The organism is Endozoicomonas sp. ALD068 (assembly GCF_049310145.1).
Classification (GTDB): domain Bacteria; phylum Pseudomonadota; class Gammaproteobacteria; order Pseudomonadales; family Endozoicomonadaceae; genus Endozoicomonas_A.
This window is the reverse complement of sequence record NZ_JBLYNU010000004.1, coordinates 2,584,087-2,599,328: the sequence shown is the minus strand read 5'-3', so window position 1 is coordinate 2,599,328 and position 15,242 is coordinate 2,584,087. Positions and strand designations below refer to the sequence as shown.

The following is a 15,242-nucleotide window of genomic DNA, read 5'->3' as shown; positions in this document are numbered from 1 at the left end:
ATGGCTGATTTTATTTAGCATCAAACAGGTTGCAGCCTGCTTTCAATGCTTTCGTTTGCGGCGAAGAATATTACAGCAGTAACGATAAATACTATTTGATTTATATCAGTTTTCTAGTGCTTCCAGAATGCTGGAGTGAAGAGTACCAAAACGGTAATAACTTCCAGTCTGCCTAGCAGCATTCCCACGCTCAGGAACCATTTGGCGGCATCAGGCAGTGATGAAAAGTTGCCCGCAGGTCCGATAATATCTCCAAGTCCGGGTCCTACGTTGGCAACTGCTGTCAATGCACCACTGAGACTGGTGACAAGATCCAGCCCCAGAAAGCTCAAAAGCAGGGTGAGAATAGTGGTCAGGAGTGCGAAAAAGAAGCAGAAAGCGATCAGAGATCTCAATATGTCGCTACTGATTTGATGGCCGTTGTAGCTTTGTACAAAACAGGCTCTCGGATGAGCCAGTTGTTTCAGTTGAATGCCCAGCAAACGTGCTGCAATCTGAAAACGGAAAACCTTTATTCCTCCTGCTGTGGAGCCTGAGCAGCCACCAATGACCGTCAGGCAGAGGAAGAGGGCGGCTGCAAACCCTCCCCATGACTCGTAGTCAGTCAATGCGAAACCTGTCGTCGTGATCACAGAAGTAGTATTAAAGGCGACCAGGGTCAAAGACTTGAGCAGTGAATAATCACTGTTTATAAACAGTCGCAGAGTCAAAAAGCCCCAGAGTATGAGCAGGAATTTGAGAAAAGCCTGAACCTGGTTATCCCTCAACAAAGACTGAGAATCACCCCTGAGAAATTTGACAAAAAGGACAAAGGGAAGCGATCCAAAAATCATGAACACTATAGCAACCCAGTGAATGAAGGGGTTTTTGAAGTGACCCATGGAGCTGTCGGAAGTTGAGTAGCCTCCGGTGGAAAGCGTGGTCATGGCGTGGTTGATGGCTTCAAAGCCATGCATGCCTCCGAGAAAATAGAGATACGCACAAAAAATGGTCATGCCCAAGTAGATACAAACAATACGTTTGGCGATGCTGCCTGAACGGGGCATGGCTTTGTCTGACCAGTCGGAAGATTCGCTTTGGAACAGACGCATACCACCGACTTTCAGAAAAGGCAGTACCGCTACAGCCAGGACAATAAAGCCAATGCCGCCGAGCCATTGAAGCAGAGAGCGCCACAGCAGGACCCCAGTATTCATCTGGTCAAGTCCACTGAGCACGGTAGAACCGGTGGTTGTAATCCCGGACATGGTTTCAAAGAATGCGTCGGTGTAGCTGATATCCAGCTGTATGTAGAGAGGCAGAGCTGCGAAGGCACTCAGTGTCAACCAGGATGCGTTGGTCAGCAGAAATATTTGCCTTGGTTGCAGGCTGAATACAGGTACACGACAAAAGTAGTAAAGTGGTGCGCCTGCCAACAGGGTGATCAGGGCCGACAAGCCGAATGAATAAATTCCTTCCTCGCCAATGACGAAATCATGCAGGGCTGGCAGTAGCATCAATACTGACAGCATCATCAGAAACAGGCCTATGACAAGCAGAACGGGGCGCAAATTCATGGTTGTTTTTGTTTAATCAGTCAAACCTCGAACTATTGCACTTAAAGGGTTCGAAGTAATTAGGGGTTAATACCAGTACATGGCTTCAATGAGTGTATCCTCAATTTTTGCCATGAAAGCATGTTGCCGCAAGATTCATGGAGCGATCATGAACAGCACGACAACATCAAGAGGATGAGAAAATGAGTCAGCTGAAAAACAGCAGAGCGAAAAATTCGATGCCTTTTGTAAAGGCTGCTTATAAAAATGACTTATAAAAAGAACGGGTTAGATTTTCACGATCACACGACCGGTCACCTGACCCACCGTGATGGCTTCAGCGTACTCAGCAATTTCTTCCAGTGTCACTTCCTGACAGGCAGAGTTGTAAAAATCAGCAGGTAACAGGTCCACCAGTCGCTCCCAGGCCTGAGTACGTTTTTCTGTTGGACACATCACAGAGTCGACGCCCTGGAGGTTTACGCCCCTCAAGATGAATGGCATCACCGTAGTCGGAAGGTCAAAACCTCCTGCCAGTCCACAGGCTGCAACGGCACCGCCATAGTTCATTTCTGAGAGAACCCTGGCGAGCAGCTTGCTGCCAACCGTATCAATTGCACCCGCCCACATTTGTTTATCCAGCGGGCGGGCTGGCTCCTCAAAACGGCTTCTTGGCAGGATCAGTTTGGCTCCCAGGTTGACCAGCATGCCGGAGTTTTCCGGACGACCTGATACAGCGACAACATCGTAATGCAATTTTGCCAGCAGGGCGACAGAAGTACTGCCCACGCCACCACTGGCACCGGTGACCAGAATTTCACCTTTTTCAGGTGTGACACCTGAGTGTTCCAGAGCCATTACGCACAACATTGCTGTCAGACCTGCTGTGCCGATCATCATGGCTTTCTGGCTGTTGAGTCCCTTTGGCATTTTTACCAGTTGACTGGCTTTGACCCTGGCTCTTTCAGACATACCACCCCAGTGGTTTTCACCCACGCCCCAGCCGGTGAGGATAACTTTGTCACCTTCTGAAAATTCAGGATTGTCAGAATCAATGACTGTACCCGCAAAATCAATGCCCGGTACCATGGGAAAGTTGCGGATAATCTTGCCCTTGCCAGTGATGGCCAGACCGTCCTTATAGTTCAGCGAGGAATATTCGACGGCTACCGTGACCTCCCCTTCGGGTAAACGACTGTCGTCCAGTTCCCGGACAGAAGATACAGTGGCTTGGCCTTCCTGCTCCAGCAACAGCGCCTTGAACATACAACACCCCGTCAGTTCTGTGAAAGGTAGTGAAATCGATAGTGGAATTATAGGGACAAGTTGGCGAATAACAATGATCAGCCGGTTTCCTGATTCAGAAGGTCCAGAAGCGCATTGGCCGCATTCGACAGGGTTCGCTCTTTGTGGATGATATACCCCAACTTTCTTGAAGGCGTATGGCATTGTGTGTTCAATGCAATGAGATCGTCGTCCAGCATCGAGGCGGGCAAAATGGTCCATGCCAGGCCGATGGAAGCCAGCATACGGATTGTTTCGAGGTAATTGGAAGACATGGTGGTTTGCAAAGACAGACCTTCTTCTTCAAACAGTGTGCGAACCAGCCGGTGAGTGAATGTGTTTGAGCTTGGCAGAATTGCCTGATGTTCACTTAACTGCTGGGTGGTGACTTTTTTCAGGCTGGATAAGGGGTGGTCTCTGGCCGCCATAAAAATCAGCGGGTCATTCCAGACCAGACGGGATTCAAATCGATCCGGGTTGTCAGGAGAGAGTGTTACGATACCGAATTCAATTTCACCACGACTCAGCATTTCATAAGCCACCTCCGAATCCACAAAGCGAATGTCGAGCTTGACATCCGGGTAGCGGCGGGAGTATTCCCTCAAGATGTCAGGGAGCCTGCGTAAGCCTATATGGTGACTGGTGGCTATGGCCAGAGTCCCTTTTACCTGAGTCTTCAGGTTACTGATTTCCTGACGGGAGTCCTTCATCAAGTCCAGCATTTGTCTGGCTTTGGGCATAAGGATGCGTCCAGCTTCGTTCAAATTGATCTGTCGACCCATGCGATCAAATAACTGGGTGCCTAATTGGCTCTCAAGCGAAGCAATGCGCTTGCTGACGGCCGGCTGGGTTAAATGCAGCTTTTCTGCCGCCTGGGAGAAAGACTTGCACTCAGCAACGGTCAGAAATGCGGTGAGGCTGGGTATATCCATGGTTCAGTTTTTTGTAAGGGGTAAATGATTGATAACTTATAGTTATTAATAGCATGAAAAAGATGAATTTGAGTAATCTGTTCTGTCGTTCTAGGATACCCATAAAACGGAAACGCTGTAATGAGGATTCAACCAATGGCAGGTAAGACGCTCTATGACAAGTTGTGGGACAACCACCTTGTTCGTCAACGAGACGATGGTTCGTCTTTGATCTACATTGATCGACAGCTACTTCATGAAGTCACCTCTCCCCAGGCGTTTGAAGGTCTGCGTCTTGCTGGCCGCCGACCCTGGCGAATTGATGCCAACCTGGCAACGCCTGATCATAATGTGCCAACTACCGTTAATGAGCGCAAAACCGGCATTGATGGTATCGAAGATCCTATCTCGAAAATTCAGGTTAAAACGCTGGATGATAATTGCCACGATTTCGATATCGTCCAGTTCGATATGATGGATACCCGCCAGGGGATTGTCCATGTTGTGGGTCCTGAACAGGGCGCAACTCTGCCAGGTATGACCGTAGTCTGTGGTGATTCCCATACCTCTACTCACGGTGCTTTCGGCGCGCTGGCCCATGGTATTGGTACCTCCGAAGTCGAACACGTCATGGCTACCCAGTGCCTGGTTGCCAAGAAAATGAAAAACATGCTGGTGCGTGTTGATGGCGAGCTGGGTTTGGGTGTTACGCCGAAAGACGTGGTTCTGGCCATTATTGGCAAGATCGGAACCGCTGGTGGTACCGGCTTTGCTGTCGAATTTGGTGGCGACGTTCTGCGAGCCATGAGTATGGAAGGTCGAATGACTGTCTGCAATATGGCTATTGAAGCAGGTGCCCGTGCAGGTATGGTTGCGGTCGATCAGACCACGGTCGATTATGTAAAAGGTCGTCCTTTTGCACCCAAAGGTGAGCTCTGGAACAAGGCGGTAGAGGCCTGGTCCGATCTGCACTCTGATGCTGATGCTGTTTTTGATGAAGTGGTTGTTTTAAAAGGTGAAGACATCAAACCTCAGGTGACCTGGGGTACCTCACCTGAAATGGTTCTGCCTGTGGATGCTAATGTACCGTCCCCGGCAGATGCGGAAGGTTATGCAAGAGCCCTCGAGTACATGGGGCTGACAGCAGGCATGCCGATCACGGATATCCCTGTTGATCGTGTTTTCATTGGTTCCTGTACTAACTCCAGAATTGAAGACCTCAGAGAGGCGGCTGCTGTCGTAAAAGGTCGAAAGGTAGCTGACACCGTTAAGGAAGCTCTGGTTGTCCCGGGCTCGGGTCTGGTAAAAGAACAGGCAGAAAATGAAGGGTTGGACAAAATCTTTGAAGCGGCCGGTCTGCAATGGCGTGAGCCGGGCTGCTCCATGTGTCTGGCCATGAATGCCGACAAACTGGGTGCCGGTGAGCATTGCGCATCCACTTCAAACCGCAATTTTGAAGGTCGTCAGGGTTTTGGTGGTCGAACCCATCTGGTAAGCCCGGCTATGGCCGCAGCGGCTGCGGTAACCGGCCATTTTGTTGATGTGCGTCAGATGATGGGGCAGGGGGCTTAAGACACCATGAAGGCATTTACTATTCATAAAGGTTTGGTAGCACCTCTTGATCGTGCCAATGTTGATACCGACATGATCATTCCCAAGCAGTTTCTCAAGTCCATCAAGCGCATTGGCTTTGGTCCCAATCTGTTTGATGAGTTGCGCTACCTTGATGAGGGCCAGCCCGGCCAGGATTGTTCAAAGCGTCCGGTGAATCCTGACTTTGTGCTGAATCAGGATCGTTATCAGGGGGCATCGGTACTGATCGCCCGTCAAAACTTTGGTTGTGGCTCCAGTCGGGAGCACGCTCCATGGGCTCTGGATGATTTTGGTTTTCGCTGCGTCATTGCGCCGAGCTTTGCTGATATTTTTTACAATAACTGTTTCAAAAATGGCATTCTGCCGATCACTCTCTCGGAAGAGGCTGTTGACGAGCTGTTCAGTGAAATTGATGCGCAGGAAGGCTATCAGCTGAAAGTGGATCTGGAACGTGAAAAAGTGATCAAGCCTGATGGCAGTGAACTCAGCTTTTCGATTGATGAGTTCAGACGTCACTGTCTGCTCAATGGTCTGGACGACATAGGTCTGACATTGCAGGACGCTGATGCGATCAAAGCCTTTGAAGGGCGCCATCGCAACAGTCAGCCCTGGCTTTTTGATGCTATTCATTAAATTTTGCCAGTTTAACAAATAACAAAGTAAGTCGACTCTTGCTCCCATACATCAGAGGCTATTGCAAAGCTCTCACTCCCGCGCCGGGGTCCAAAGGGCCTGAGAGCGTGGGAATCAGCTTTTTGTGACAGCCGCCGGAGCCCTGGGGGAGTTTTTCAACAGCCTGCCCAGTGTCAAATCGAGCTTACAAAACACTGTTTTTAATGAGAGGTAAAGGGAAGTGAGTAAACAGATTTTATGCCTGCCCGGTGACGGCATTGGCCCTGAGATTGTGGCAGAAGCGCTGAAAGTTCTGGATGTCGTTAAAACCCGCTTTGGGTTGGCTATTGAAATCAGTGAAGGTCTGGTGGGTGGTGCTTCGCTGGATGTTCATGGTGTTCCCCTGACCGACGAGACTCTGGCCGAAGCGAAAAAATCTGACGCGATTCTCTTTGGTTCTGTGGGTGGTCCCAAGTGGGATGACCAGCCGATGATGAACCGTCCTGAGCGTGGACTGCTGAAGCTGCGTTCCGAAATGGGACTGTTCGCCAATCTGCGACCAGCAATGCTGTTTCCCCAGTTGGCAGAAGCATCCAGTCTCAAGCACGAACGGGTGGCGGGTCTGGATATTCTGATCGTCCGTGAACTGACCGGTGGTATCTACTTTGGTGAGCCAAGAGGTGTTCGTACCCTCGAGAGCGGAGAGCGGGAAGGTTACAACACCTATGTCTACCGTGAATCTGAAATCAAGCGTATTGCCAAAGTGGCTTTTGAAGCGGCTCAAAAGCGTGGTGGTCGACTGACATCGGTTGATAAATCCAATGTGCTTGAAGTGACCGCTCTCTGGCGTGAAATAGTGTCAGATATGGGCTCTGACTACACCGATGTGGAACTGAGCCATATGTATGTTGATAATGCGGCAATGCAGCTGGTGCGTGAACCCAAACAGTTTGATGTAATGGTCACCGGCAACATGTTTGGCGACATTCTCAGCGACTGTGCTGCTATGTTGACCGGCTCCATTGGTATGTTGCCATCGGCTTCCCTGAACGAAGCCAACCAGGGGATGTATGAGCCTGTGCATGGTTCTGCCCCGGACATTGCCGGTCAGGGTAAAGCGAACCCGCTGGCTCAGATTCTTTCTCTGGCGATGCTGCTCCGATACTCCCTGGGGGAAATTGCAGCGGCAGATGCGATTGAAAAAGCCGTCAGCGATGTTCTGGATCAGGGACTGCGTACCGGAGATATTGCATCAGCAGGTTGCAAACAGGTAAGCACCTCTGAAATGGGCGATGCCTTAGTGGCTTGTTTGAAGGGTTGAGCATTTAGGGAGGCTAGTTATGAAAAAGGTCGGTTTTGTTGGCTGGCGGGGAATGGTCGGCTCGGTTTTGATGGATCGTATGCGTGAAGAAAACGACTTTGCGAATATTGACCCGGTCTTCTTTACCACTTCCCAGCAGGGTCAGCCTGGTCCACTCGTAGGTCAGGATGCGGGCAGACCTGCTACAGCGCTTCAGGACGCTCACTCAATTGAAGCGCTGGCCGCTATGGATATCATTATTTCCTGTCAGGGTGGCGATTACACCAATAAGGTTATTCAGCCATTGCGTGACAGTGGTTGGCACGGCTACTGGATTGATGCCGCTTCTTCTCTGAGGATGAAGGACGACAGTGTTATTGTTTTGGATCCGGTCAATCGTCCTGTTATCGATCGGGCCATTGATGCCGGTGTCAGGAATTTTATCGGTGGTAACTGTACTGTCAGCCTGATGCTGATGGCCATTGGTGGTCTGTTTCGTGAGGGGCTGGTGGACTGGGTCAGCGCCATGACTTATCAGGCTGCCAGTGGCGCCGGTGCCCGAAACATGCGTGAATTGATCGCTCAGATGGGTGTGATTCGCGATAACGTTGCCCGGGAGCTGGCCGATCCAGCCAGTGCCATTCTTGATATTGATCGTAAGACATCTGATCTGCTGCGCAGCTCGGATTTACCACAAAGTGAGTTCGGGGTGCCTCTGGCAGGCAGTCTGATTCCTTACATTGATCGTCAACTGGAGAACGGGCAGAGCCGTGAGGAGTGGAAAGCTCAGGCAGAGACCAATAAGATTCTCGGTCTGGACGGTCAGGCTCTGGTGCCGGTTGATGGTGTCTGTGTTCGTGTCGGTGCCATGCGTTGCCACAGTCAGGCGTTGACCATCAAGCTGAACAAAAATGTGCCAATAGCTGATATCGAAAGCCTTGTTGCCAATGCCAACGATTGGGTTTCTCTGATTCCCAATGATCGTGAGGTGACCATGGAGAAGCTGACACCGGCAGCGGTGACCGGCAGTCTGGATATTCCCGTGGGTCGTATTCGCAAATTGAATATGGGTCCTGAATATCTGTCTGCCTTTACGGTAGGTGACCAGTTGTTGTGGGGGGCTGCAGAGCCTCTGCGTCGGATGTTGGGAATTTTGCTCTGATCCTTCTGGCCAGCCAGTTTTCTGGCTGGCGATCTGCTAAATGTCTGAGTTGAGCTACTTGGTGGGGTCCTTCTGTTGCCCAGGGTTTCGGCGAAACTCTTCAAGAATTTCGGGTAGCACTTCTCCAGGAGGCTTATATGGTCCGCCCGTAGCGAGAACGGGCACCATTCCAGGTCAGCCTTCCGGTTTAAAGAGTTGAAGGATAGATCAAGATAATAAGAGTGTTTTTGTGTCTTCTTCACTAAGAGCCTGACCGAGAATAGACTGCCCTACTGCGGCGGCAGCAAATTGGTCTGAAAATCCGCTTTTGTTCGTCAAATAGCTCGCTATTCTCCTCACAAAACCGAATTTTCATCCTCAATTTTCTGCCGTCCTCGCTACGGGCGCTATTCTCGGTCAGGCTCCTAAGAGGGTGTCGCAAAACTTCAACAGCTCGTTCTCACGCTCTGAAGTCGTCATTCCCGCGAAGGCGGGAATCCAGCGCCAACGGTGGATCTCTGCCTTCTCGGGGATGACAAGGCCAGGGGGACACCGGGCAGTATGGTTCTGGTGGAGAGTCAGTGTGGATTCCCGCCTTCGCGGGAATGACGAGAATGAAGCCGGCAATGACGGGAGTCAGCGCGTTCCCACGCCGGAGAGAGTTTTGCGACACCCTCTGAAGGGCGGGTGTCATTTCAAGGAGGTGATTTCAAGGAGTTAGGTCATTGTTCCGGTTTACATCAGCAAGCTTGTGTTTTCGATGTATTCTTTTATGATTCGTCAAGTCAAAAGCGTTCTTGCAGACCGTCCCGCATGGTCTCTGCAGACCACCCTCTGAGACCACTGTCATATCGCAGGTTTGTGGTTCGCTATGGTCTTTCCTTTTGTGGTTCGACAGGGCTTTGGCATTATCGAAGAGCTTTTCGCATGGCCATGGTCGGCCATCCTTACCGACTTGTGTCAGGTTGCAGGTTTTTGGTCCGGTATGGTATGTGCTTTTGTGAATAGACAGGCTTGAAGCACTTTTACACACCGACCCGCATGGCCGCCGCTGCCCATCCTTCCCAATGACAGTTTCCTTACAGGTTTGTTGCCTGGTGTGATCTCTTCTTATGTGATCACTCAGGTCCTGAGAATTCTTGTAGGTCTTGCCGCATGGCTGCTGCTGGCCATCCTCTCCGGCCACGGCCACGCCACAGATTCGTTTCCCGCTGTGGAATCTGCTTTTGTGACTCGACAGTTTTTGAGCGTTTCTGCAGACTACCCCGCATAGTCGCTTCTGGCCATCTTTCTCAACTAGGGTTGCGTCACAGGTTTGTTGTCCAGTATGGAAGGTTCTTTTGTGATCCGCCAGGGCTTTAGAATTTCTGCAGTGCGCCCCGCACCGGCGAGGCTTGCCATCGTCCCCGATCACGTTTACGCCACAGCTTCGTTGCCCGCTATGGTGATTGTTTTTGTGAGCTGACAGGGCTTTAGCATTGCTGCAGACTGCCCCGCATGGCTGCGGCTGACCATTCTTCCCGATCACCATCACGACACAGGTTTTTTGCCCGGTATGGCATCTTTTTTTGTGATCCGACAGGGCACCAATATTTCGGTAGACCATTCCGCATGGTTGTGGCTGGCCATCCTTTCCGACTACTTTTACGTGACAGATTTTTTCCCCGCTATGGCATAAGCTTTTGTGATTCGACAGGGCTTGAAGACTGCTGTAAGACTTTCCGCATGGTCGCTGCTGGCGGTCTTTCCCAACCATGGTCAGGTTACAGGTTTGTTGCCCGGTGTGGACACTTCTTTTGTGATACGCGAGAGCTGCAGCATTCTGGCAGACCGTTCCGCATGGCCCTGGCTGGCTATCCTCCCCGACGAGTGTAACGCCACAGGTTCTTTGTCCGGTATGGTATCTGTTTTTGTGAGACAAAAGTATTTTTTGATTCTTAAAGACCTTCCGGCATTGCCGCAGTTGGCCATCTTCGCCGACTAAGATCACGTTGCAGGTTGCTCGCCGGTCAGATTCAGTTGTACCGGCTGCGGCTGGACCTATTGAGTCTGCGACCCCGTCTGAGGCGACCCCGTCTGAGGCGACCCCGTCTACAGAGCTGCAACGATAGCAGTGTTTATTGGCCACGTGGGAGCATGAACTTTCTCCGGATGTTTCTTCAGTGTCGTATGTCGAACTTTCTTCAGAATCTGGCTCTATGCTGTCGGATAAGTCGGAAGATTGTCGGAATCGACAAACACCATTACAGGGATAGGTATAACAATTTAAACCCAAAGTATGCAGGTGTTGTTCAGGATCTTCGTCACCGTCGGCAGAGTCAGAAAACAGAAGACTGGTGAAATAGCCTGTGCTGTAAGTGCTGGCTTGTGGAGCACGTCCTGATGATTCCGGTGCTTGATAATAGGGTTGGCCTTGTTCAGAGCCTGGCATCACAGCAGTGATAGCAAGCCGGTAATTTTCACTCGCTTCCTGTTGCTCAGTAGAGTTAAACAGCAGTGAATTGGCGTTCCAATAGCTTTTTAAAAGCCAACCAACGGTGATAACTGCTTCTATAGCTAAGGATGAATAAGGGTTTGAGCTTGGAGAGGCATCTCTGGTGGTCAGAATGAACTCACAAGCAACCAGCAGATTCGTCGCATAAAGCCATGGCCACGAAATCGACTCTACAAGAGTCGCTTTCATTTTTTGACTGTAAGGCACTTGTCGTTTTATATCAGCTGATGAGTCTGGCTCTACATTGCCGTTTGTGTCGACAATGTCTGATGGGTTGCCTGAAAATGTTGGTCGGTTAAGCTTTATAGAAAAGTTATGATCGGGAAAATCTGCATTCTGTTCAACCTCGATAACAAAACGTCTTGCCAACGCTTTAGTCTGGCAGACGACAGAAAACGACAGTAACAGCAGTGCCGCAAAAAGTGAGTGTTTAATAATTCTATCCTTGCCCTGTGGTTTACAGAGAAGAAGGATAGATTAAGAACACAAGAGTGTTTCTTTATCTTTTTCATCAAGAAGGCGTTGTAAAACGCCAACAACCAGGATTTGTGGATCTCAATCACCTGACAGTCTGCTGAACCCTGGCTGAATCGGGCCGTCACCCGTTCACCTCCAGTCAGTTGTCCGGCATCCCGAATAAATTCATCGCCTCTGGCGACAAGGGAATTTTGCGATACCCCCTCAAGGGCGGGTGCCATTTCAAGGATTGAGGTGATTGTTCCGGTTTACATCAACAAGCTGGCGTTTTCGATGTCTTCTTTTATGATTCGACAGGTCAAAAGCACTCTTGCAGACAGTCCCGCATGGTCTCTGCAGACCATCCTCGCCGATCACTGTCACATCGCAGGTCTGTGGTTCGCTGTGGTCTCTTCTTTTGTGGGTCGATAGGGCATAGGAATTATTGAAGAGCTTTCTGCATGGCCATGGTCGGCCATCCACTCCGATGAGTGTTAAGTCGCAAGTTTTTGGTCCGCTATGGTATGTGCTTTTGTGACTCGACAGGCACATAGCATTCTTATACACCGCCCCGCACGGCCGCTGCTGCCCATCCTTCCCAATGACAGTTTCCTTACAGGTTTGTTGCCCGGTGTGATCTTTTCTTATGTGATTCCTCAGGTCCTGATAACTCTTGTAGACCTTTCCGCATGCCTGCTGCTGGCCGTCCTCTCCGGCCATGGTCACTCCACAAGTTCGTTTCCCGCTGTGCATTCTGCATTTGTGATTAGACAGAGTTTGAGCATTCTTGCAGACTGTCCCGCATAGTCGCTTCTGGCCATCTTCCCCAACTAAGGTTGCGTCACAGGTTTGTTGTCCAGTATGGAAGGTTCTTTTGTGATCCGTCAGGGCTTTAGAACTTTTGCAGAGCGTCCTGCATCGGTGAGGCTGGCCATCTTCCCCGATCACGGTTACGTCACAGGTTCGTTGCCTGCTATGGAGAGCGGTTTTGTGAGCTGACAGGGCTTTAGCATTGCTGCAGAGTGTTCCGCATGGCTGCGACCGGCCATTCTTCCCGAGCACCATCATGACACAGGTTTTTTGCCCGGTATGGAATCTACTTTTGTGACTCGACAGGGCACCAACACTTCTGTAGACCATTCCGCATGGTCGTGGCTGGCCATCCTTTCCGACTACTTTTACGCCGCAGGTTTTTTCCCCGCTGTGGTATAAGTTTTTGTGATTCGACAGGGCTTGAAGACTATTGTAGTTTTTTTCGCATGGTCGGTGCTGGCCATCTTGCCCAACTATGGTTTCGTTACAGGTTTGTTGCCTGGTGTGGACGCTTCTCCTGTGATACTTGAGGGCTACAACATTCTGGCAGACCATTCCGCAAGGCCTTGGCTGCCCATCCTCCCCGACTATTGTGACGTAACAGGTTTTTTGCCCGCTATGGTATTGGTTTTTGTGAGACAAAAGTGTTTTTTCATTCTTGTAGACTTTCCGGCATTGCCACAGTTGGCCATCCTCGCCGACTAAGATTACGTTGCAGGTTGCTCGCCCGGTAGTGTCAATTGTACTGGCGGCCCCTGCACCTGTTGAGTCTGCGACCCCGTCTAAGGCGACCCCGTCTACAGGGCCGCAACGATAACAGTGTCTACTGGCCAGGTGGGAGCATGCACTTTTTCCGGATGTTTCTTCAGTGTCGTATGTCGAACTTTCTTCACAACCTGGCTCTACGCTATCGGATGGGTCGGAAGATTGTCGGAATCGACAAACACCATTACAGGGATAGATATAACAATTTAAACCCAAAGTATGCAGGTGTTGTTCAGGACCCTCGTCACCGTCGGCAGAGTCAGAAAACAGGAGACTGGTGAAATAGCCTCTGGTGTAAGTGCTGGTTTGTGGGGCACCCTGGCCTGATGATTCTGATGGTTGATAGGGAGGTGGGCCTTGTTCCGAGCCTGGCATCACGGCGGTGATAGCAAGTCGGTGATTTTGACTCGCCTCTTGTTGCTCAATTGGGTTAAACAGTAGTGAATTGGCATTCCAATAGCTTTTTAAAAGCCAGCCAACAGTGAAAACTGCTTCTACAGCTATGGGTGAATGAGGGTTTGAGCCTGGAGAGGCGTCTCTGGTAGTCAGAATGAGCTCATAAGCAACCAGCAGATTCGTCGCGTAACGCCATGGCCAGGAAATTGACTCTATAAGATTCGCTTGCACTTCCTGACTATCAGGTTTGTGTCGTTTGTCATCAGGTGATGAGCCTGGTCCTACATTGCCGTTTGTGTCTACAGTGACTGATGGGCAGACCACAGAAAACGACAGTAACAGCAGTGCCGCAAAAAGTGATTGTTTAATAATTCTATCCTTGCCCTCTGGTTTACAGAGAAGAAGGATACATTAAGAAAACAAGAGTGTTTCTTTATCTTTTTCATCAAGAAGGTGTTGCAAAACGCCTACGATTTGTGAATCTTAATCACCTGACAGTCTGCTGAACCCTGGCTGAATCGGGCTGTCACCTGTTCACCTTCAGTCAGTTGTCCGGCATCCCGAATAAATTCATCGCCTCTGGCGACAATGCTGTAGCCTCGAGACAGGGTTGCCAGAGGGCTGACAGCATCCAGCATGCCTGTCAGTTGTTTCAAGCGATTTTCTTTCTGTTTTAAAAGTACCTGCAGAAATGAATCAAGCTGGCTTTTCAGCAGATTCAACTCTCCTTGCAGCCGCTCAATGCGTCTTGAAGGTGAAGACTGTAAAAGCCTGTCGTTTAGCCTTTGATACTTTGCAGCCTGAGCCTGAAGGGCTATGGTCATCGATTGTTGCAGACGAATGTCCAGATCTTTCAGCCGCTGGTTGAGCTCTCTCAGGCGTTCCCCCGGATGACGCAGGCGCAGACTGGTGTTATCAAGCCGCTGGGACAGGGCCTGCAGACGATGCTTCATCAGAGTCTGTAGCTTTCGATTCAGCAGACCGAGCTTATTGAGAATATCCTGTTGGTCCGGACTGAGTACTTCAGCTGCCGCCGATGGCGTCGGTGCCCGGTAATCAGCGACAAAATCAGCAATGGTAAAATCAATTTCATGGCCCACAGCACTGACCACGGGAACTTCAGAAGCCGCTATGGCTCTGGCGACTCTTTCCTCATTGAAAGGCCAGAGGTCTTCCAGTGAACCACCCCCACGACCGACAATCAAAACGTCAAACAACCCACTGCGATTGGCCATTTCAATGCATCTGACCAGCTCGTCGGCGGCTTCTTTCCCTTGAACCGAACTGGGAATGACTGTGATGGGTATGGAGGGGAAGCGTCTTTTTAATACCGCCAGGATGTCGCGGATAGCCGCGCCTGTTGGAGAGGTCACAACACCAATATGGGAGGGCAGGGCAGGCAGGGGCCTTTTCCGCTCCGCATTGAACAGACCCTCGTTGTCCAGCTTCAGCTTAAGCGCCTCAAAAGCACGTTGAAGAGCACCGGCACCGCCTTCTTCCATGTGATCGACAATCAGCTGGTAGTCGCCCCGGCCCTCATAAAGGCTCACCCGACCCCTGACAATCAGTTGCATGCCTTCAGCCGGAACAAAACGAATGCTGCGATTGCGGTTTTTGAACATCGCACAGCGAATCTGGGCATTGGCATCTTTAAGGGTGAAGTACCAGTGTCCTGATCCGGGTCGGGCAAGGCCGGAAAGTTCGCCTTCCACCCTGACGTTTGCGAAGCGCGTTTCCAGCATTCTCCGGGTTTGGCTGTTCAGCTCTGTTACCGTCAGAGGACGCTGATTGTCTGATTGAGCGGGAGACCCCGGCTCAGCATGAAATAAATTCTGGCCTTGCATGAGAATGTTGATGCTACAGTGTTTGAGAGATGAGATAAGGCTGAACAACAATATACCGGATTATTCCCGAGCAAACTATACACATCATTGATGTCAGG

Annotated in this window: 11 protein-coding genes; 4 read left to right on the top strand and 7 right to left on the bottom strand. The window is 50.5% G+C overall.

From position 1 onward, the window contains the following. Window positions 1–113: 113 nt before the first annotated feature. The 3 genes from ACO6V5_RS08915 to ACO6V5_RS08905 form a co-directional block, all read right to left on the bottom strand. Window positions 114–1,556, bottom strand: a complete 1,443-nt coding sequence (locus tag ACO6V5_RS08915) for a TrkH family potassium uptake protein (protein WP_422133396.1) — start codon at window positions 1,554–1,556, stop codon at window positions 114–116. A gap of 267 nt (window positions 1,557–1,823) precedes the next feature. Next, entirely contained in the window at window positions 1,824–2,801 is a 978-nt protein-coding gene (locus ACO6V5_RS08910; RefSeq protein WP_422137753.1) for an MDR family oxidoreductase, read from the bottom strand. Between the two features lie 77 nt (window positions 2,802–2,878). Beyond that, entirely contained in the window at window positions 2,879–3,751 is an 873-nt protein-coding gene (locus tag ACO6V5_RS08905) for a LysR family transcriptional regulator (protein ID WP_422133398.1), read from the bottom strand. Between the two features lie 135 nt (window positions 3,752–3,886). On the opposite strand from ACO6V5_RS08905, the gene leuC reads away from it, so the two are divergent. The 4 genes from leuC (at window position 3,887) to asd (ending at window position 8,397) form a co-directional block, all read left to right on the top strand. Beyond that, window positions 3,887–5,302 carry a 3-isopropylmalate dehydratase large subunit gene (gene leuC, locus ACO6V5_RS08900; protein WP_422137099.1) on the top strand — a complete coding sequence of 472 codons (1,416 nt, stop codon included), beginning with the start codon at window positions 3,887–3,889 and terminating at the stop codon, window positions 5,300–5,302. A 6-nt stretch (window positions 5,303–5,308) separates the two neighbouring features. After that, window positions 5,309–5,956 carry a 3-isopropylmalate dehydratase small subunit gene (gene leuD / locus ACO6V5_RS08895; RefSeq protein ID WP_422411297.1) on the top strand — a complete coding sequence of 216 codons (648 nt, stop codon included), beginning with the start codon at window positions 5,309–5,311 and terminating at the stop codon, window positions 5,954–5,956. 220 nt (window positions 5,957–6,176) lie between these two features. Beyond that, entirely contained in the window at window positions 6,177–7,256 is a 1,080-nt protein-coding gene (gene leuB, locus ACO6V5_RS08890) for a 3-isopropylmalate dehydrogenase (RefSeq protein ID WP_422133400.1), read from the top strand. A gap of 19 nt (window positions 7,257–7,275) precedes the next feature. After that, window positions 7,276–8,397, top strand: coding sequence for an aspartate-semialdehyde dehydrogenase (asd, locus tag ACO6V5_RS08885; RefSeq protein ID WP_422133401.1), 1,122 nt, complete (start codon window positions 7,276–7,278; stop codon window positions 8,395–8,397). A gap of 439 nt (window positions 8,398–8,836) precedes the next feature. Here the strand turns inward: asd and ACO6V5_RS08880 are convergent, their stop codons facing one another. From ACO6V5_RS08880 to xseA, 4 genes are all read right to left on the bottom strand, one after another. Next, window positions 8,837–9,070 (bottom strand): hypothetical protein, encoded by a 234-nt coding sequence (locus tag ACO6V5_RS08880; protein ID WP_422133402.1) that lies wholly within the window; start codon window positions 9,068–9,070, stop codon window positions 8,837–8,839. Window positions 9,071–9,085: 15 nt separating this feature from the next. Next, complete coding sequence (locus ACO6V5_RS08875) at window positions 9,086–11,239, bottom strand: hypothetical protein (RefSeq protein ID WP_422413541.1); 2,154 nt, start codon at window positions 11,237–11,239, stop codon at window positions 9,086–9,088. A gap of 330 nt (window positions 11,240–11,569) precedes the next feature. Continuing rightward, window positions 11,570–13,624: a hypothetical protein gene (locus ACO6V5_RS08870; RefSeq protein WP_422413539.1), complete on the bottom strand. Its 2,055-nt coding sequence runs from the start codon at window positions 13,622–13,624 to the stop codon at window positions 11,570–11,572. Between the two features lie 143 nt (window positions 13,625–13,767). After that, on the bottom strand, window positions 13,768–15,144 hold the full coding sequence (gene xseA, locus ACO6V5_RS08865; protein WP_422413537.1) for an exodeoxyribonuclease VII large subunit: 1,377 nt from the start codon (window positions 15,142–15,144) through the stop codon (window positions 13,768–13,770). Window positions 15,145–15,242 lie beyond the last annotated feature (98 nt).

Coding starts and splice junctions, on each gene's coding strand:
- ACO6V5_RS08915 (WP_422133396.1), bottom strand. CDS start 1,556: ATGAATTTGCGCCCCGTTCTGCTTGTCATAGGCCTGTTTCTGATGATG.
- ACO6V5_RS08910 (WP_422137753.1), bottom strand. CDS start 2,801: ATGTTCAAGGCGCTGTTGCTGGAGCAGGAAGGCCAAGCCACTGTATCT.
- ACO6V5_RS08905 (WP_422133398.1), bottom strand. CDS start 3,751: ATGGATATACCCAGCCTCACCGCATTTCTGACCGTTGCTGAGTGCAAG.
- leuC (WP_422137099.1), top strand. CDS start 3,887: ATGGCAGGTAAGACGCTCTATGACAAGTTGTGGGACAACCACCTTGTT.
- leuD (WP_422411297.1), top strand. CDS start 5,309: ATGAAGGCATTTACTATTCATAAAGGTTTGGTAGCACCTCTTGATCGT.
- asd (WP_422133401.1), top strand. CDS start 7,276: ATGAAAAAGGTCGGTTTTGTTGGCTGGCGGGGAATGGTCGGCTCGGTT.
- ACO6V5_RS08880 (WP_422133402.1), bottom strand. CDS start 9,070: ATGACACCCGCCCTTCAGAGGGTGTCGCAAAACTCTCTCCGGCGTGGG.
- xseA (WP_422413537.1), bottom strand. CDS start 15,144: ATGCAAGGCCAGAATTTATTTCATGCTGAGCCGGGGTCTCCCGCTCAA.